The sequence below is a fragment of the Paenibacillus sp. GQ49 genome, assembly GCF_059759055.1.
In genome coordinates this window covers 1-17,596 of the sequence record NZ_JCAXEL010000020.1, presented here as the reverse complement: position 1 = coordinate 17,596, position 17,596 = coordinate 1, and the positions used below count along the sequence as shown (strand labels likewise).

Sequence of the window (17,596 nt, the reverse complement as noted above, 5' to 3'; positions counted from 1 at the left end):
TAAATACACAAACTTCTATCTAAGATACGCCCTTCATCCGGGATATCATCCATTGTGTCAGTTGCGGTGTGGCTGCATCCAGCATCACCTGTTCTATCTCAGCCATATTTTCGAGTGCCTGATAGTGACGTGAAGCGGTTAGTTCACGCTTAGGCGGGTTATCCACAAACGCAATTTTGCCGTTATCACGGGTAATGAAGGATAACTCTTCGAATACATCCAACATCATCGTAATCATGCGCGGAGAACAACCACACTGACGACTGAGCACAGGAGTAATCTCTTGTTCTTCCACGGGTTCAGCTTTCCATTTCAACACCTGCATATAAATACGCTTAAAGAGTTCTCTGGAAGGCATCTGAAGGCGATCTCGGCGGTTGCCTGATCCGTGCAGAAGGATGATATTCTCAGCTCCACTGAACAAAGCCAGCATGGCATCAAGTTGTTCCGGGGTTTCCGGCGTATCAAACACAAATAACGTCCGGACTTGTTCCTGTCCATAATGCTGTGCAGCAGCATTACACGGAAATAACCCGACCTTTCTATCATATACCCAAAGGCAAGGTTCATACAATGAATTTCCCTCGGAAACATCTGTTTCTTTCCGAACAATAGCACCAACAGAACCTGATTTATATCGCAGATGCACTTCAAGTGAGCTCAAGAAATGCTTCATTGCATTTAGTGGCTCGGCATTACCACGTAAATCAAACACTTGGACCTGAGGAACATGAATGTCCTGAAGCATCAATTGAGATTTTCTCATCCCATTCCATTCATTGATGGACAGTTCTCCCATCACATCAATAACGGAACCTGGGAGAAGAAACTCTGCTAACGCTCCCTTGCCAAAAGCAACGGTTTCCAGTTGCAGACCATCCTGCTCCAGAACCAGTTTCAGATGGCGTTTCTCTCGTCCCATTGTTCTGGTTTCCTTCACAGTCACACTTCTCAATACAAACCGGGGCGAAGGATTGCTCATCCCGAAAGGTTGCAATCTGTCGATCTCCTGGATCACTTTCAGCGGAACATCACTAATTCTGCATTCATCATCCGCAAGACGTTGAGGTACAAAGTCCTCTTCGGTCAACACGGTTGCAGCAAACTCATTCAACCCCGCCTCAAGTTCTTCCAGTTGATCCCGATGCAGGGTCATCCCTGCAGCAGCTGGATGTCCTCCGTAATGATCCATGGTGTGTTTGTTGACTGTGAGTGCCTCATAGATATCCAAGCCCTCAATGGAGCGCGCAGAGCCTTTGCAGACACCACTCTCTGGATCAATTCCAAGAATAAGTGTAGGTCGGTAATAACGCTCCAGCAATTTGGAAGCCACAATACCAACCACTCCGACATTCCAGCCTTCACCAGCCAATACGATTACATCTGGAACGGATCCAGAACGAAGCTGTAACTTTTGTTCCAACTGTGCCGTTGCTTCTTGTAATATGCCCTCTACGACTTGCTGCCGTTCCCGATTCAATAGATCAAGCTGACCCGCTAGCGTATGAGCTTCATCCAAATTCTCGGTTGTGAGCAGCGACACCGCCCGTCCCGCATGGTCCAAACGTCCACTGGCATTAATACGTGGTGCCATGGCGAAGGCAATATTAATCGAGGTCACCTGACTCTGATCCACACCACTGATTTCCAGCAATGCACTTACACCTGGAAGACGCGAGCCACGCATGGATTCTATTCCATAACTGACGATAACCCGATTTTCACCTTCCAAAGGCATCAGATCGGCAACCGTACCGATAGCGGCAATCTCCATCCATTCACCGGGCACTTCCCCGATCAATGCCTGAGCCAGCTTTAAGGCTACCCCCGCACCTGCCAAACCTTTAAAAGGATACGGACATCCCGGAAGTTTCGGATTAATAAGTGTATAAGCTTCAGGTAAAATTTCAGGTGGTTCGTGATGGTCTGTCACAATGACCTCGATGCCCAGCGTTGCCGCATAGGCAATCTGTTCAACAGCACTGATTCCGGTATCCACGGTAATAATCAATGAAACGCCTTGCTGATGGGCCCAATCCAACGCATGGTTGTGCAAACCATACCCTTCATTCGAGCGATGAGGGATATATATATCATACGAGGCCCCAAGATGACGCATCAGGTGGATCATCAGCGCTGTACTGGATACGCCGTCGGCGTCATAGTCCCCATAGATTAAAATATGTTCTTCCCGCTCCAAAGCCAGTTTAATTCGAGGGACAGCTTCATTCATGCCGAGTAGCAGATACGGATCATGCATCTGATTCAGATCAGGATGCAAAAAACGTTCGGCCTCCTTCTCATTGTGCACTCCTCGACTCACAAGCAAACGTCCAACAAGGGGTGAAACGGAAAGCGCCTGCGAGAGTCCCGCAGCCGCCTCCAGATCGATATTCGGTGTATTCCACCGGTATTGCGAATAAAGCAATGATAACGCTCCTTTCCTGATCTACTGGACCCGCGCTTCACTACTGAATTAATGTCGCTTCGTGATCGGGCAGTTCATGATTGGATTTATAAGGATAGCCTGGATCATAAGGTATCGCTTGAATCTGTACTTCTTTCACATGACTGAAACGGGTTAGCAGTAGAGTCTTGGCCCGATTAGCAATCTCCTGTGCTTCCAGTATTGAGATTCTCGGATTCACACTAATGACCAGCTCAATCGTAACGTCATGTTCCTGTTCACGTGCAACCAAATGCTCAATGGTAATGATGCCATATACCCGCTGTACGGTCTCCCTGAAATCTGACGCTTCTTCCTGCTCCAGCTCCTGAACGAGTGAGCCATAGACTGTGTCCACAATCATTCGGTAACCCTTGTGAAGCACAAAACAGGAAGCAATCAACGCAGCCGTGGGGTCCAGGTAGAGCAGCATGCTCAAACCCGTCTCTTCACCAGCCATCGATCCTATAATGCCGATTAACACGGTGAGCGAGCAATAGAGTGCACGGCGATGTTGCTGTGCATAGGCCAGCGCCTGAGACTGGTTTCGTTTACGGAAATATCTGTACTGAAATTGAAAAATTGCTTCTTTCACAGCCAGAGCTGCTACAGCCACCAAAAGCACCGACTTGCCGGGTGCTTCCGGTTCAATTCCGGAGAGACTACCCAATGCGGAGATGGCAAGCTGTAAACCACCCATGAGGATCAGCACAGATAACAATACTGAGATCCCGGGTCTAGCAACACGTGAATGTTCTTTAAATCGTCCCCTGCGAGCCTTGCTCTTATCGCGTACAGACTTGGAGGGAAAGAGACCAGCCAGGGCAGAACCAGCTTCAGAAGCAGAATATAAGCCGTCAGCGAGCAATGATTTGCTGTTTGCCATATAACCGACTCCCGCTTTGATCACCGCAAGTCCCATATTACCGGCAATACCGCTCCATGTAGCAGCCTGAGCAGATGGGATATGTTCTCTGGTCATGAATATTCCCCCTTAATTCTGTACATAAAGTTGCAAAACCGCGCCTGGCAGACGCGGCTTCACAATAAGATGTTTAGTTAGATTCTTTAGCTACTGTTTTTGGCTTATCCACTTGTTTACCTTTGAGCGTGAACCATAATGGTGCCGCGATAAAGATTGAAGAATAGGCACCAAAGAATGTTCCGATCACCATCGCCAGAGAGAACATACGAATAGACTCTCCACCAAAAATAAACAAACAGAGTGAAGCAATAAATACAGTAAATGTTGTATTCAGCGAGCGCGTCATCGTTTGGGCTAAACTCCGGTTGACCACTTCACGCAGATCAGCTTTCGTTGATTTTTTGGCGAAACGCAGATTCTCCCGAATCCGGTCAAAGATAACGATGGTATCGTTGATCGAGAATCCGACAATGGTTAATACCGCCGTAATAAAGGTCAGATTCACTTCAAGACGGAATATAGAAAATACACTTATAACTACGAAAGCATCATGGAATATGGAAACAACCGCTGCCAAAGCGAATCGCCATTCGAATCGAATCGCAACATAGATCATGATTCCGATACTGGCAATCATTACCGCATAGATCGCATTACGCTCAAGCTCTTTGGCCATCTCTGGATCAACGGTATTCACTTCATAGGAAGCCGTCTCATCCAGTTTGCTAAATTCTTTCTTGAATTTGCTTTCTTGGTTTTCATCCAGTACGTTCGAGAATCGAACATTAACCCGATCAGATCCAGTCGTGATCTGGACTTCCTTTGTGTCAACACCCAGTTCATTCACGATTGGATTGATTTGCTCCGCTGTAATGGCTTTGGATACGGTGATATCCACATTTGATCCTGAACGGAAATCAACGGCGTAGTTCAATCCAAGTGAGAGCAAACTAATAATCCCTACTACAGTCAAAATGATCGAGAATGTATAGGCAATTTTACTTCCTTTAATATAATCAAAATTCCAATTAAAGCGCACGAATTTCACTCTCCTTCACTCCGAAGTACTTAGGCTTCTTCAACACGTTAGCCCGTACGAGCAGGGTCAACAGGAAGCGGGAGAAGAAAATATTCGTGATAATGCTGGTGACAATATCAAAAATCAGCACGAGTGCAAACCCTTTAACCGCACCTGTACCTAGGAAGAACATAACAGCGGCTGCAATAATGGTTGTGACATTGGAGTCAATGATTGTACGGAAGGAATGTTTACCACCCGCTTTAACCGAAGACAAGATCGACTTACCACTGCGCATCTCTTCTTTAATCCGTTCGTACGTGATGATGTTGGCATCCACCGCCATCCCTATACCCAGGATAAACGCCGCAATACCTGGAAGGGTAAGCACGAATTCTCCTAAATAGAAGATTGCAAGTACCAGCCACGTATGTGTGATCAAGGCAAAACTCGCGATAATACCAGGAATGCGATAAAGCCCAATCATGAACACTAGAATAATAACGGAACCAATCAATCCCGCTTTAATGGTCTGATCCAGAGAAAGCTTACCAAGTGTTGCACCAACACTTTGTGAATACTTCTCTGTAAGTTTCAGTGGCAATGCACCCAGGTTAATGGTGTCACGAAGCTGGTTTGCTTCGTCACGTGTGTAAGCACCCGAAATCTGAGCGGAACCATCTGTCAACTGTTGTCTAACGGTTGGAGCAGAGAGCAGCTCATCGTCCAAATAAATGGCGAGAGGTTGTCCGATCAAACGTTTGGTAATCTCGGAAAATTTAGCTTTGTCTTTCACTTGAATGTCAATCATCGGCTCATTCAATTGAGTGAACACAACTTTGGCTGCATTCTCAACAAATTCATTTCCGCGAAGCTCAATTTTGGTGTATTCGCCTTCCTTGTCGTTGTCAGCTTTACTACGGAAGGTCAAAACAGCCGGTTCTTTCATTTTGGCTCTAACTTCAGCCTCATCCGTAACCCCTGCCAACTTCAATCGAATCCGGTTGCTTCCTTCAGTGGTTACCTCCGGTTCGCTTGTTCCGAGCGCATTGGCGCGGCTTTCAAGACTTTTGGCCGTTTGCACCAAAGATGCTTTGGTGACTTGTTGACCTGCTTCGAGCGGCTCTGCTTCATATAAGATCTCGTAGCCTCCCTTTAAATCAAGGCCCAAGCGTATATTTTTGAGCAGTTCCGGGCTTGTTCCCACCATTACCCCTGTGGTGACAAGCACGACCAGAATGAAACTGATAATTCTTTTCATGCCGTTCCTAGATCCCCTTTCGTTCTCAATATTCCTATTATAGCGATGCCGTAAAAAGCAGTCAATTTTCAACAAAAAAGATCCCTTTCGTCTAGAAAGAGGACCCCCGGTATGCAGACACGGTCATAAAGTTCATAAAGCTTGTTGCTTTCAGTGACAAAATGTCGTTCACCAGCTGGTGAAGCGGTGGAATGCCCTGTTTTTCATATTTATGACTGACGCAATTCCAGACATCTTTGCTGGTGACATATTCGTAACCGACAAGCCTTAATTCCTCCGCTTTGCTACGGCAGAGCATCTCTATTGACTGTTCCAACTCCACATCATTCATTTCTTCCAACGGGGAGCCTCCCTTCGTACATCCAAGCCTTTATGCGGCATCAATATTACATGATTCGACTTCGCCTGATCATATTCCTTCTTGCTGATTATGGTTCTTTTTGTTAATCGTGTCCAAGTTGTCATGAGAAGATAAAGGACTGGCATAGGATGAAGAACAACGGCTTTGTCCCGTTTATGTTGATAGCCTGTACTTTCAACCGGGAAAGAGGGGTAGTCTTGAAGAAACAGACATTTATCCAGGGGGCCATGATCCTGCTCGCGGCAGGCATAATTAATCGAATACTTGGTTTCATTCCGCGCATTGCGCTGCCACGAGTCATTGGTGCAGAAGGTGTTGGCATCTACCAATTGAGCTATCCCTTTTTTATTGTACTGGTGACATTAATTACGGGTGGTATTCCGCTCGCCGTAGCCAAGCTCGTAGCCGAAGCTGATACCGGTGCCAATCGTTATTCCCCTCAGCGAATCCTGCAAGTAAGCTTAAGCTTTACGCTGACTCTGGGTGTTGTATTCATGTTTTTGTGCATCCTATTTGCACCCTGGGTTACCAAGTACGTGCTCACAGATGAGCGGGTGTACCATACGTTCGTTAGTATGAGCCCTATGATTGCCATTATCGCTGTATCTGCTGTTTACAGAGGGTATTTCCAAGGTAAGCAAAACATGATGCCTACTGCCATTTCATCCATTGTTGAAACCATCATTCGTATCGTCTGTGTCATTTGGTTTGCCTGGCTTCTCCTCCCCCACGGTATTGCCCAAGCTGCTGCTGGTGCCATGCTGGGCGCCCTCGTTGGAGAATTCGGCGGTATGCTTGTACTCTTGTGGAAGTATAACAGGCAGAAGAAAGAATTACCGCTCGCTAAGCAACAGAACATGCCCAATCTCACAACCAAACCTTCGGGTACTCCACAGCCCGGATTAATCCGGCGTTTGCTTGCAATCTCTATTCCTGTTACAGCAGGCCGATTGGTTGGCTCCTTATCTTATCTGGCCGAAACTATTGTTACTGCCCAGAGTCTGGCTCTGGCAGGCATATCCAAAGGGCTTGCTACAGCACAATATGGTGCATTACAAGGTATGATTATTCCTTTGTTGCTGTTGCCGGGGGCACTAACCTCATCGCTCGCGACATCACTTGTGCCTTCACTGTCCGAGGCTTCTGCCCAGGGAGATCGCGCACTGATTCACAAACGAATGCATCAGGCATTACGCTTGGCACTTGTGACAGGTGCTCCATTTTCTGTATTTATGTATGTGCTTGCCGAACCGATGTGTCTTGTTCTGTATAATGATGCATCGATCGGAAGCATGCTGAAGCTAATGGCTCCTTTTGCGTTGTTCATTTATATTCAAGCTCCTCTTCAAGCTGCGTTACAAGCTCTTGACCGTCCAGGTAAAGCACTGCTGAATACGTTTATCGGTGCGGTTATCAAAATCACCTTAATTTTAACACTCGCTTCCCGGCCCGAGTATGGCATCTTCGGTGCGGTTATTGCTATCTGTGTAAATTCTACTGTGGTTACCCTACTACATGCCCAAAGCGTACGTAAACTGCTACAGTTCCGCTTCAAAATGTTGGATTGGGTCAAGACGGGCGCAGGAATGTTTATCATGGGGGCAGCGACCCTACTCGTATTCGAAGAGACTGCAATGATATTGCCTTTTTGGGTGAGGATGCTTCTCGCTCCTTTTGTCGGGCTTATCGTGTATTTCATCGTCATGGGCTGGACCAAAATGATTGACTTTCATGATCTGTCCCGTGCTCCTTTGATTGGTTCATGGTTCAAGCGCCGATCAGGCAAATGATCTTCATTTTTTATCATCTTTTGGACTGACGTATATCTTCCCATTGTGGTCAATGGAGCATATAAATACATCCTTGAAATCCAGAATTCCATTATTTTGAATTTGATTTTTCAGCCAAAATCTCGTTTTCTGGATGATCTCCAGATTCTGATCCTGGACCTTTCCGTCCATAATTAAGGGGAGTGGCAGACCTTCATATTTAATATTTGGAAATTTGATATTTGGAGATCCGTCAATCTGGTTTTTTCCCGTTTTGGATTTACTGGAGGAAGAATCTTCTGAGTCAGAACCGGAAGAATTGCTGTCGTTAGAAGTATTCTCATCCTTGGGAAAAACGGTCAGCTTACCTGTGGTCTCCAAAATAGCGAAATCAACCTCACCGATACTGTCTACATTCTGTTCACGGAGTTGTTGCAATAGATCATCCAGATTATATCGTTGCTTCCGCATCTCATCCCGGTGAAGAACGCCCTTGGAGATCAAAACTGTAGGTTTGCCATCAATCATCAGGCGAAGACGCCGACTTTTAAGACCAATAAAGGCCATTCCGATCTGTACAATGATCAAGGTAAGCATGGGGGCAATCCCATGATACAAAGGTTTATCTATATCTGCAATAACAAAGGCAGCCATCTCAGCGAGCATAATCGACACGACCAGATCAAACATGGACAGCTTTCCAATCTCACGTTTACCCATAACCCTCATTGCACAGTACACCAGAAAGTACATGAGAATGGTTCGAAAGATATGTGATCCAACATCTGGGAAGTTCACAACAGGGGTCCTCCTTCGAAACTGAGTTTTTAACAGTTAGCTGGGTAGTGCAATCCCTATTTTGACCTGAACCTTACAGGCTCATGCAGAAATAATCCGTTCATTTAATGGAAAACAGTTCATAAGTCCGAAGGCTTGACCATACACTGTATTAACTTATAACTTGTACAAGGGGGTTGTTTCATGCAATTGATCCGCCGCTTGGTTTCGTTTCGAGTGTCCAATCCGATTCTGTCAGGCCTCTGTCAGGCTTTTGTATGGATGTTTATCGGGGCATTAATTCTCTCCTTGTTTCTCTGGATGAGCGGAATGCGGGAACAGGACCTCTCGCTCTATACCTATGTTGTTCATGGCTTGTCATTATTAATTGGTGGTTTTGTGGCAGGCAAACGTTCTGGTGAAAAAGGATGGTACTACGGAGGCATTACAGGAATCGTATATGGACTCCTTGTGCTGTTGATCGGATTTCTCGCGCTGGATGCTTCGTTTAATTGGAAGGATAGTTTACAACTGCTTAGTGCTTTCTTCATTTCAGCTCTCGGTGGCATGTTCGGTGTTAATACGCATCGCTCCTAACTGACTGGTAAAGAACATCGACCTTCCCTCATAAATCAAAAAAGAGAACCGGGTCTCCAAGGAGATCCGGTTCTCTACTAGGGAATACGCCACAAACGCACCCTCGTTATTCTATGTTACAGCAACTATTCAACAGCCGTATCACGAGCTACAGCACTGCTGATTGCATTACGATCAAACGTCAGTTTAGTTACATCGTTTACACGCAATACAACCACATCATCCGTAATCTCAGCGATCGTACCGTGAAGGCCACCAATCGTTACAATTTTATCGCCCTTTTTCAATTGGCTCAGCATCGAATTCCGTTGCTTTTGCTTTTTGTTCTGTGGACGAATCATCAAGAAGTAGAAAATTGCAACCATGAGTACCAAAGGTACAATCAAAGATACAATGCCTCCACCCGCTTGTGTTCCTGCTAGAGTCATTCCCTGAAACATTCAAACTCCCCCTTATCGACTATACATACAGATATTGCTTGTTACGCCGGTTTCGTCAAAAGCTCAATCAGAAACCTTTGTCATTGTCATGAAGACCATATTGATCGAAAAATTCATCCCGGAAATCAAGCAAACGATCTTCCATAATGGCTTTACGTACATTACGCATCAAATTCTGCAAGAAATGAAGATTATGGATCGTTGTCAAACGCAGGCCAAATGTTTCATCTGCTTTGATCAAATGACGCAGATAAGCTCTGGAATAGTTGCGACAAGTGTAACAATCACATTCAGGATCTAATGGTCCAAAATCAGTTGCAAACTTGGCATTACGAATTACCAGACGTCCTTGGCTGGTCATCGTTGTTCCGTTACGGGCAATCCGAGTAGGCAGAACACAATCGAACATGTCCACTCCACGAATAGATCCCTCAATCAACGCATCGGGCGAACCTACCCCCATCAAATAACGTGGTTTATTGGACGGCAACAAAGGTAACGTATAATCCAATACACCATACATCAAATGTTTCGGTTCTCCAACACTCAGTCCACCAATAGCATACCCCGGGAAATCCATGGAAGTCAAATCTGCGGCGCTCTGACGGCGAAGATCTTCATGCATGCCTCCCTGTACGATGGCAAACAGACCTTGGTCATGCGGACGAGCGTGACTTTCGAGACAACGTTCTGCCCAGCGGCTTGTTCTTTCGAGTGATTTTTTTACATATTCATATTCAGCCGGATACGGTGGGCATTCGTCAAACGCCATCATAATATCGGAGCCAAGTGCATTCTGGATTTCCATCGCCACTTCAGGAGAAAGGAACTTCTTGTCTCCATTCAGATGAGAACGGAAGTTAACGCCTTCTTCCGTAATCTTGCGCATCTCGCTGAGAGAAAACACTTGGAATCCGCCGCTGTCCGTCAGAATTGGACGATCCCAGTTCATGAATTTGTGCAACCCGCCAGCTTCACGGATGATTTCATGTCCTGGTCTCAGAAACAGGTGATAGGTATTACTCAAAATAATCTGAGCATCCATTTCTTTCAACTCTTCAGGGCTCATTGTTTTGACAGTCGCCTGTGTACCTACAGGCATAAAGGTTGGTGTCTCAATAATACCGTGAGGTGTATGTACACGTCCCAGACGTGCACCGGATTGTTTGCAAGTTTTGATATGTTCATACGTAATTGCTGCCATTGGTTTTAATCATCCTCTAAAAGTTAATCGTTATACTAATATATCAACATGGCATCGCCGAAGCTGAAGAACCGGTATTTCTCTTGGATGGCTTCCTCATATGCCTGCATAATATGTTCCCTGCCTGCTAGTGCACTAACCAACATAACCAACGTAGATTTCGGGAGATGAAAATTCGTAAGCATCGCATCGATCACTTTGAAGGAATAGCCCGGATAGATGAAAATGCTGGTCCATCCGCTGCTCGCTTGCAGTATTCCATTTTCAAATTTGCTGCCTACCGTTTCCAAAGTCCGACAGCTCGTTGTCCCAACCGCAAAAACACGGTGTCCATTCGCTTTAGTCTGGTTAATCAGATCTGCCGTTTCTTGTGACAAGGAGTAATACTCCTCATGCATAACATGATCTTCAACAACGTCAACCGACATTGGTCTGAATGTTCCCAGTCCTACATGAAGCGTGATGAAGGCCACATTAACACCTTTGGCACGAATCTGATCCAACAATTCATCCGTAAAGTGCAGTCCCGCTGTAGGTGCAGCCGCCGATCCTTCATGCTTGGCGTACACGGTCTGATACCGTTCGCGGTCATCCAATGTCTCCTTGATATAAGGTGGCAACGGCATCTCACCCAGACGGTCCAAAATCTCTTGGAAGATTCCATCATACGTAAACGTAAGTGTACGTGCCCCCATCTCGCCCTCTTCTTCAATGATTGCCTTCAGTTCCTCACCGAATACGATGACCGAACCAGCTTTCAGCTTTTTACCCGGCTTAACCAGTGCTTCCCACCTGTCACCTTCCACATTTTTGAGCAATAACACTTCCGCTTTTGCTCCGGTATCTTCTTTTGTACCGAATAGACGGGCTGGTAGAACACGTGTATCATTCAGAATCAATGTATCGCCGGGATTCAGAAAATCGATGATATCAGGAAACGTTTGATGATTAATCTCACCACTATCTTTGTTCAAGGTAAGCAACCGGGATGCCGTGCGATCAAGCAACGGCGTCTGTGCAATCAATTGCTCTGGTAATTCAAAATCATATAAGTTCACATTCATTTAGTTTCATTCCTTAACAATAGTCGCATTTTGATAATAGTGTTTCAATATTGCCTGGTAATCATACCCTTCATCTGCCATACCTTTGGCTCCCCATTGGGACAAGCCCAATCCGTGGCCATTGCCCTGACCAATGAACATGAAGGTCTGACCCTGCGTTACCGCTCTCGCTTGACCATCACCACTCATAACCACAAGTGCATTACTGGATGATGTTCCTGCGCCAGAAGAAGACAATACAGAGGCACCATTTGAGCCGGTTTTACTGGCTGTTTTGCCATCAGCGCCTAATACAGTATAACTTCCGGTCCCTGCAATATCAAATAATGTGCTCGGTAATCCACCAAGCGCAGAGCGGTATGTATCGGCATATTTCACCGTCATAGCCTGTCCGTTGGCAGTGACTTCAAGTGCTCTTCCGGAAGGTCCACGCTTGGTTACTTCCAAGGTTGAGATTGAAGCAGGAACAGACGCTGTCGTTTTACCCTGAAGGGATTTAACCAACTGGGCAGACGTGAAAGGTCCTCTTACCCAAGCATAATCGTTGGATTGAGCCACTTTTGCCAGTACAACAGCTTCGTTGCCTGGATTCATTTTGGCTACAGGTTCCACGGTGGATTGGATTAACGGAATGGGACGCACATTGGTATTCTGAGCCGTTACCGTCACTTTCGCCAGTCCCGCATCTGTCTTGGTCGTTAATTCTTTGATGTTATCCTCACGAATGTACCCGCTAACGCCTGAATTGAGCAGCACATGGTACCACGTATGTAATCCTGCCTGGGCAGAAGTATCTCCCGAGCTAACCACATTGGTGAACACGCCTGCTCCCCCGTTCCATACCTCAGAGGGATGAGCTGTCTGGCCGCCCGCATTGGAGGAGAACACCGCTTCGACGATTTTACCACCACTCTTCACTACTTCTCCAGCAGTTGCATCCACTGCGCTGGTTACTTTATCGTTCTCCGAACCAATCCCGTTATAGGCTTGGCTAAGTGTCGTATCCACGACATTGGCAATTTTAAAGCGTTCACCCTGTTGAAGCGCGTAGGACCGAGCCGCTACGGCTTGAACTTTCAGAGCCTCAGCAGGCCAAGAGGAATACACCTCTGCCCCTACGACAGAGTACAGGTATTGCTCCAGTGGAACGACATTGACCAACGCCAGATCACCACTTACGATGCTAATTTCCATATCTCCACGATACGTTCGCTGGGAACGTTCCACTACTTTGATGCCATTGCCATTCCCTTGTACCAATGCTTTGGATTCAGTACCTGCAACGGTGTAATGCGGAGCTGTTTTCAGTGCATCCGTACTTAATCCTGCATCCTGACGGATGATGAGCCCTGCACTATTGTTGACAGGTGAAAGGCTTACCCCTGGAGCTTTAGCTTCCACACTGTTCTTCAACACAGATAATTCCGCATCCGTTGAAGCTTCACCAACCCATACCGCATAGGCTTGGCTTCCTCCACTCAGTTGAAGGACTGGATAGGCACTACTAACCCCTGCTGATAAAAGGTTGGCTTGTGCTGCCTCTGCTTCCTGAATCGAACCATAGGTTCCAGCAGACAGGCGTTTACTTCCCGTTACAGCTGGCTTTTGACCAGCCAATTGAGCTGCTGCTACCTTTTGTACTCGTGTAACAGCTTGTCCAGCCAGTGCCTCCGTTGCATAGTTGCCTGTGTAGAGCTGGTAAATGGCATTTCCATTCACAGACGTTGTGAACAGCAACGGTTTATCCGCGGTTGCCTGCAACAGTTTTGCTGCTGCAGATGCTGCCTTGAAATCCGCTGTCTCCAACACTTTCACTCGAAATCCGTCTGCGCTGAAACGAACCTGCCCTGCAGGAAGGCTTACATTTGCGCCACTCTCCGATTGGATGCTCCATTGTCCTGTAGATTCAAGCGTAATGAGTGGTGTAGTTGATTTATACGTACTGCCCAGATTCGCAAACATGGCTACCCGGATCGTCTGTCCATCATTTCCTGCTGCATATGCAGGCACTTGCAGACAACCCACTGTCAAAAGAGCTGCCGCCAGTACCTTCAATCGACGACTCCACTTCTTCGTTCGTATTGCTTTTCCCACAATCAGACTCCTCTCCATGCATTTTCTTCACTTTTATATCGGGTTAACACGTGATTATTTCAATGTTTATGGTGAACGTTCAAATGAGCATGTTCAACAGATTTGATTATTTCCCGTCTCTTGGTGGAACAGGAAGACCCAAATGATGATAGGCGAGATCTGTTACGATCCTGCCCCTTGGTGTACGCTGAATCATACCAATCTGAAGCAGATACGGTTCATAGACATCCTCGATCGTCTGACTTTCTTCACCGATTGTAGCAGCAATTGTATCCAGCCCTACCGGGCCTCCTCGGAAGCTGTTGATCATCGATTTGAGCATCTTATGATCAATCTCATCCAGGCCACGCGGATCAATCTGGAGACGTTGCAGTGCTTCTTCCGCCAGTGTCTGCGTAATAATCCCGTCACCACGCACCTGTGCAAAGTCGCGTACTCGTTTTAACAAACGGTTGGCGATCCTCGGTGTCCCACGTGAGCGCAATGCAATCTCTTGCGCAGCATCTCCCACAATCTCCACACCCAAAATTTCGGTAGAGCGTGAGACGATATAAGCCAGCTCATCAACCGTATAGAATTCCAAGCGACTGATAACACCAAATCGGTCTCGAAGTGGGGCAGACAGCAAGCCAGCACGCGTTGTAGCCCCAATCAGAGTGAATGGCGGCAGATCCAGCCGAACGGAACGTGCACTTGGACCTTTACCAATCATAATATCCAATGCCGAATCTTCCATAGCGGGGTACATGACTTCTTCAACTGTACGATGCAAACGATGAATCTCATCAATAAACAGGACATCGCCTTCCTGCAGATTGGTTAACAATGCTGCAAGATCACCCGGGCGTTCAATAGCCGGGCCTGACGTAGTTCGTAAATTAACACCCAATTCATTGGCAATAATGTTGGCAAGCGTTGTTTTACCCAGTCCAGGTGGTCCATATAACAAAACGTGATCCAATGCCTCATTACGAAATTTGGCAGCTTCAATATATATCTTTAAATTTTCCTTCACCTGATTCTGCCCGATATATTCATTCAGATACCGGGGACGAAGGCTCAACTCAACATTCTGGTCCTCCATCATCAGGTTCGCGGAAATAATCCGATCATCCATGTTCATCCCTACCTTTTTTTGCAGGCTACAGCTATATTATAATATGCAATTTGGATTATCCCGTAAACAGCATTTGCAGCGCCTTTTTCATCAACACATCAACGGAATCCGCTGTAGTAACATCCTTTTTCAATTTGAGCCACACTTTATCAAGCTCACTGTCAGTGTACCCAAGTGCCTTGAGACCTTCACGCGCCTCATCCCAAGCAGAACCACTTCCCGACTCTTCCGATGGAGGAGCGAACAAACCTGTTGCATACGCTGCCGCGCCAAAACTATCCAGTTTATCCTTGAGATCCAGAATCATGCGTTGTGCAGTCTTCTTGCCAATGCCTGGCAATTTGGTCAAGAACGTAAGATTCTCCTGGTAAATCGCCGTAACCACATGTTCTGGTGTACCTCCAGCGAGTATGCCCAGAGCCACTTTTGGACCAATACCAGATACTTCAATCAGTTTACGGAACAAACGCTGCTCATCCCGTGTAACAAATCCAAACAGCAACATCGCATCCTCACGCACATGATGGTGAGTGTACACCGTAATTTCGCCTTCTTGCTTCGCAAACGCAAATGGATTTGGACAGAATACGCGATACCCCACACCATGAACATCCAGCACAATATAATCATTCTCTACATGAATGAACTGTCCTCTTAGAAAATCAATCATTTTCGCAATACCTCATTCAACTTGGAATTTAATGTATAAGAGTGTGCATGGCACACGGCTACAGCCAATGCATCCGCTACGTCATCTGGCTTAGGAACGACCTGAAGACGCAAGAACATTTTGACCATCTCCTGTACTTGCTTCTTCTCTGCTTTACCGTACCCCACAACCGCCTGCTTGATCTGCATGGGCGTATATTCTGCAATAGGCAAACCCTTCTGTGCGGCAGCGAGTACCATGACGCCTCTAGCCTGACTGACAGACATCGCTGTTGTAACGTTCCGATTGAAAAAAAGTTTCTCCAGCGCTACTGCGTCCGGTTTGTATTTATCAATCAATTGCACCATACCTTCATATACGTGAAGTAACCGTTCCTCTTCAGGGGTATGAGCTTCCGTCTGAATACATCCATATTGTACGGGTACCACCTTACTGCCGATTTTATCCACAAAACCAAAACCAACAATCGCAATCCCCGGGTCAATTCCCAAAAAACGCAAAACCATCTCTCCCTCACAAAAGCGAACATATGTATCGTTCATTTCATTATAACAAAAGATAGACCCTGCGGCAGGAAAAACTTTGTCTAACTGATTACTCGTCTTTATTCGTGAATTTTTTACATGTTTATACGTATTTTCATGTATTTCAGTTCAAACGACAAAAAGGACATCTCTTCGATGTCCTTCATCATATTCCACATCCCTAAACCACCATTGTTATTGCTATTGCCACCATCGTTTCAGTAATTCACAATCTTAATACTGTAGGTGAGGACGTTTGGATTACCCGCCATTGCGGATTAAATGGTGATCTTCATCCACGGCATAGTCACTGAACGTAGAGATTACGCTATCATATTCATCCTTGTCCTGAATCCGAATACCCTGCTGCAATTGCTCCAGCACCCCATCAGGCAAAGAACTCTCCAATGTCCCAACATCCAACTGAAAGAACGTACGAATAACCTTCTCCTCTGCAGGTTTGCCCTCGTACAAATTAAGGTTCCCTACAGCATCAATGCTGATATAAGCCTGTTGTTTACATAGCGGTGAAAGGTCATCTACACGTTGCTTCAAATGCAACTCATCTGATGTTCCAACGGTAGCATCCCATTCCGGATGTTGAGCCAGCAGCATCTTCAACTGTGGTCTAGCCATCTTGCCTAACTGCTCTGTTTCCACTCCGCAGATGTACTGTGTCTCCAAAACCACACTCGTTAAATGTTCCGGATCATAATCAAGTTGCTCTACTAACGCCTGAATCTCCTGTTCAGATCTTGTTTCCTGCGTAACAGGACCCATCACACTGGTTGCCTCACTAAAATTAGTTGTCAACAATCGCTCTATGGCCGATGAGATAGACAACCCGCTGTAAGCCAATATCGTAACTGCAAGCAGAGCCGCCGTCATCCATACTGTTCGTTTCCACCGTCGCCAGCGTCTCTTGAATTGTTTTCTGAAGTTAAACGTGTTCACATGAACCCCTTCTATCACTTTTTAAACCTATTGTGACCTAAAGATTGAGGCTTTATGCACAACTAACTTGTTGACTGAAGAAGGAACACGCGTGTGTTAGATTAGAGAAATTGTCATAGTGAACACCAGAACCTACATTTATAGAATCTTATATAGATAAATATAAAAAAACACTATCTAATTATAGATAGTGTTTTTAGAGATCGGGATGACACGATTTGAACATGCGACCCCCTGGTCCCAAACCAGGTGCTCTACCAAGCTGAGCTACATCCCGTTATATATACCGGCGAGAGGACTCGAACCTCCACGGTTTCCCACTCGATTTTGAGTCGAGCGCGTCTGCCATTCCGCCACGCCGGCAAATTTGAAGTT

Annotated in this window: 16 protein-coding genes and 2 tRNA genes; 2 read left to right on the top strand and 16 right to left on the bottom strand. The window is 46.1% G+C overall.

All coding sequences use genetic code 11. The annotated features are described in order from the left end of the window. Positions 1-19: 19 nt before the first annotated feature. The 5 genes from recJ to AC6CIF_RS25550 form a co-directional block, all read right to left on the bottom strand. Positions 20-2,428 (bottom strand): single-stranded-DNA-specific exonuclease RecJ, encoded by a 2,409-nt coding sequence (gene recJ, locus AC6CIF_RS25570; RefSeq protein WP_498202043.1) that lies wholly within the window; start codon positions 2,426-2,428, stop codon positions 20-22. A gap of 40 nt (positions 2,429-2,468) precedes the next feature. Continuing rightward, positions 2,469-3,428 (bottom strand): cation diffusion facilitator family transporter, encoded by a 960-nt coding sequence (locus AC6CIF_RS25565; RefSeq protein ID WP_237176938.1) that lies wholly within the window; start codon positions 3,426-3,428, stop codon positions 2,469-2,471. A gap of 73 nt (positions 3,429-3,501) precedes the next feature. Continuing rightward, positions 3,502-4,410 (bottom strand): protein translocase subunit SecF, encoded by a 909-nt coding sequence (gene secF, locus AC6CIF_RS25560; RefSeq protein WP_498202042.1) that lies wholly within the window; start codon positions 4,408-4,410, stop codon positions 3,502-3,504. Beyond that, positions 4,400-5,650, bottom strand: a complete 1,251-nt coding sequence (gene secD, locus AC6CIF_RS25555; protein WP_498202041.1) for a protein translocase subunit SecD — start codon at positions 5,648-5,650, stop codon at positions 4,400-4,402. Before secD ends, secF begins: the two co-directional genes overlap by 11 nt. A gap of 91 nt (positions 5,651-5,741) precedes the next feature. Beyond that, positions 5,742-5,981, bottom strand: a complete 240-nt coding sequence (locus tag AC6CIF_RS25550) for a post-transcriptional regulator (protein ID WP_036617497.1) — start codon at positions 5,979-5,981, stop codon at positions 5,742-5,744. Between the two features lie 227 nt (positions 5,982-6,208). Between AC6CIF_RS25550 and spoVB the strand changes: the two genes are divergently transcribed. Next, entirely contained in the window at positions 6,209-7,801 is a 1,593-nt protein-coding gene (spoVB, locus tag AC6CIF_RS25545; RefSeq protein WP_498202040.1) for a stage V sporulation protein B, read from the top strand. Between the two features lie 3 nt (positions 7,802-7,804). Here spoVB and AC6CIF_RS25540 read toward each other — a convergent pair whose 3' ends face one another. Beyond that, positions 7,805-8,533, bottom strand: coding sequence for a YetF domain-containing protein (locus tag AC6CIF_RS25540; protein WP_498202106.1), 729 nt, complete (start codon positions 8,531-8,533; stop codon positions 7,805-7,807). A 228-nt stretch (positions 8,534-8,761) separates the two neighbouring features. Between AC6CIF_RS25540 and AC6CIF_RS25535 the strand changes: the two genes are divergently transcribed. Further along, entirely contained in the window at positions 8,762-9,154 is a 393-nt protein-coding gene (locus AC6CIF_RS25535; RefSeq protein ID WP_076212510.1) for a TIGR04086 family membrane protein, read from the top strand. A 125-nt stretch (positions 9,155-9,279) separates the two neighbouring features. Here the strand turns inward: AC6CIF_RS25535 and yajC are convergent, their stop codons facing one another. The 10 genes from yajC to AC6CIF_RS25485 all read right to left on the bottom strand — a co-directional run bounded on the left by yajC (position 9,280) and on the right by AC6CIF_RS25485 (position 17,584). Beyond that, positions 9,280-9,594 (bottom strand): preprotein translocase subunit YajC, encoded by a 315-nt coding sequence (yajC, locus tag AC6CIF_RS25530; protein WP_076212512.1) that lies wholly within the window; start codon positions 9,592-9,594, stop codon positions 9,280-9,282. A 67-nt stretch (positions 9,595-9,661) separates the two neighbouring features. Next, a complete protein-coding gene (tgt, locus tag AC6CIF_RS25525) occupies positions 9,662-10,798 on the bottom strand; it encodes a tRNA guanosine(34) transglycosylase Tgt (RefSeq protein ID WP_017686770.1) in 1,137 nt (378 codons plus the stop codon). A 35-nt stretch (positions 10,799-10,833) separates the two neighbouring features. Continuing rightward, complete coding sequence (gene queA / locus AC6CIF_RS25520; RefSeq protein WP_498202039.1) at positions 10,834-11,862, bottom strand: tRNA preQ1(34) S-adenosylmethionine ribosyltransferase-isomerase QueA; 1,029 nt, start codon at positions 11,860-11,862, stop codon at positions 10,834-10,836. 6 nt (positions 11,863-11,868) lie between these two features. Next, positions 11,869-13,974, bottom strand: a complete 2,106-nt coding sequence (locus tag AC6CIF_RS25515; protein ID WP_498202038.1) for a SpoIID/LytB domain-containing protein — start codon at positions 13,972-13,974, stop codon at positions 11,869-11,871. Positions 13,975-14,062: 88 nt separating this feature from the next. Beyond that, positions 14,063-15,073, bottom strand: a complete 1,011-nt coding sequence (gene ruvB / locus AC6CIF_RS25510; protein ID WP_091020485.1) for a Holliday junction branch migration DNA helicase RuvB — start codon at positions 15,071-15,073, stop codon at positions 14,063-14,065. 55 nt (positions 15,074-15,128) lie between these two features. Further along, complete coding sequence (gene ruvA, locus AC6CIF_RS25505; protein ID WP_036616866.1) at positions 15,129-15,743, bottom strand: Holliday junction branch migration protein RuvA; 615 nt, start codon at positions 15,741-15,743, stop codon at positions 15,129-15,131. Then, complete coding sequence (gene ruvC / locus AC6CIF_RS25500; RefSeq protein ID WP_017686765.1) at positions 15,740-16,243, bottom strand: crossover junction endodeoxyribonuclease RuvC; 504 nt, start codon at positions 16,241-16,243, stop codon at positions 15,740-15,742. The genes ruvA and ruvC overlap by 4 nt, the downstream gene beginning before the upstream one ends. A gap of 285 nt (positions 16,244-16,528) precedes the next feature. Beyond that, a complete protein-coding gene (locus AC6CIF_RS25495) occupies positions 16,529-17,221 on the bottom strand; it encodes a BofC C-terminal domain-containing protein (RefSeq protein WP_498202037.1) in 693 nt (230 codons plus the stop codon). A gap of 203 nt (positions 17,222-17,424) precedes the next feature. Continuing rightward, positions 17,425-17,498, bottom strand: a tRNA-Pro gene (locus AC6CIF_RS25490). Between the two features lie 7 nt (positions 17,499-17,505). Next, positions 17,506-17,584: transfer RNA gene (locus tag AC6CIF_RS25485), tRNA-Leu, on the bottom strand. Between the last annotated feature and the right edge of the window lie 12 nt (positions 17,585-17,596).

Excerpts from the sequence above, each read along its gene's own strand:
- AC6CIF_RS25550 (WP_036617497.1), bottom strand. The coding sequence starts at position 5,981 with ATGAATGATGTGGAGTTGGAACAGTCAATAGAGATGCTCTGCCGTAGC.
- ruvB (WP_091020485.1), bottom strand. The coding sequence starts at position 15,073 with ATGGATGATCGGATTATTTCCGCGAACCTGATGATGGAGGACCAGAAT.
- tgt (WP_017686770.1), bottom strand. The coding sequence starts at position 10,798 with ATGGCAGCAATTACGTATGAACATATCAAAACTTGCAAACAATCCGGT.
- yajC (WP_076212512.1), bottom strand. The coding sequence starts at position 9,594 with ATGTTTCAGGGAATGACTCTAGCAGGAACACAAGCGGGTGGAGGCATT.
- AC6CIF_RS25535 (WP_076212510.1), top strand. The coding sequence starts at position 8,762 with ATGCAATTGATCCGCCGCTTGGTTTCGTTTCGAGTGTCCAATCCGATT.
- secD (WP_498202041.1), bottom strand. The coding sequence starts at position 5,650 with ATGAAAAGAATTATCAGTTTCATTCTGGTCGTGCTTGTCACCACAGGG.
- AC6CIF_RS25540 (WP_498202106.1), bottom strand. The coding sequence starts at position 8,533 with ATGTACTTTCTGGTGTACTGTGCAATGAGGGTTATGGGTAAACGTGAG.
- AC6CIF_RS25515 (WP_498202038.1), bottom strand. The coding sequence starts at position 13,974 with ATGGAGAGGAGTCTGATTGTGGGAAAAGCAATACGAACGAAGAAGTGG.
- queA (WP_498202039.1), bottom strand. The coding sequence starts at position 11,862 with ATGAATGTGAACTTATATGATTTTGAATTACCAGAGCAATTGATTGCA.
- ruvA (WP_036616866.1), bottom strand. The coding sequence starts at position 15,743 with ATGATTGATTTTCTAAGAGGACAGTTCATTCATGTAGAGAATGATTAT.
- AC6CIF_RS25565 (WP_237176938.1), bottom strand. The coding sequence starts at position 3,428 with ATGACCAGAGAACATATCCCATCTGCTCAGGCTGCTACATGGAGCGGT.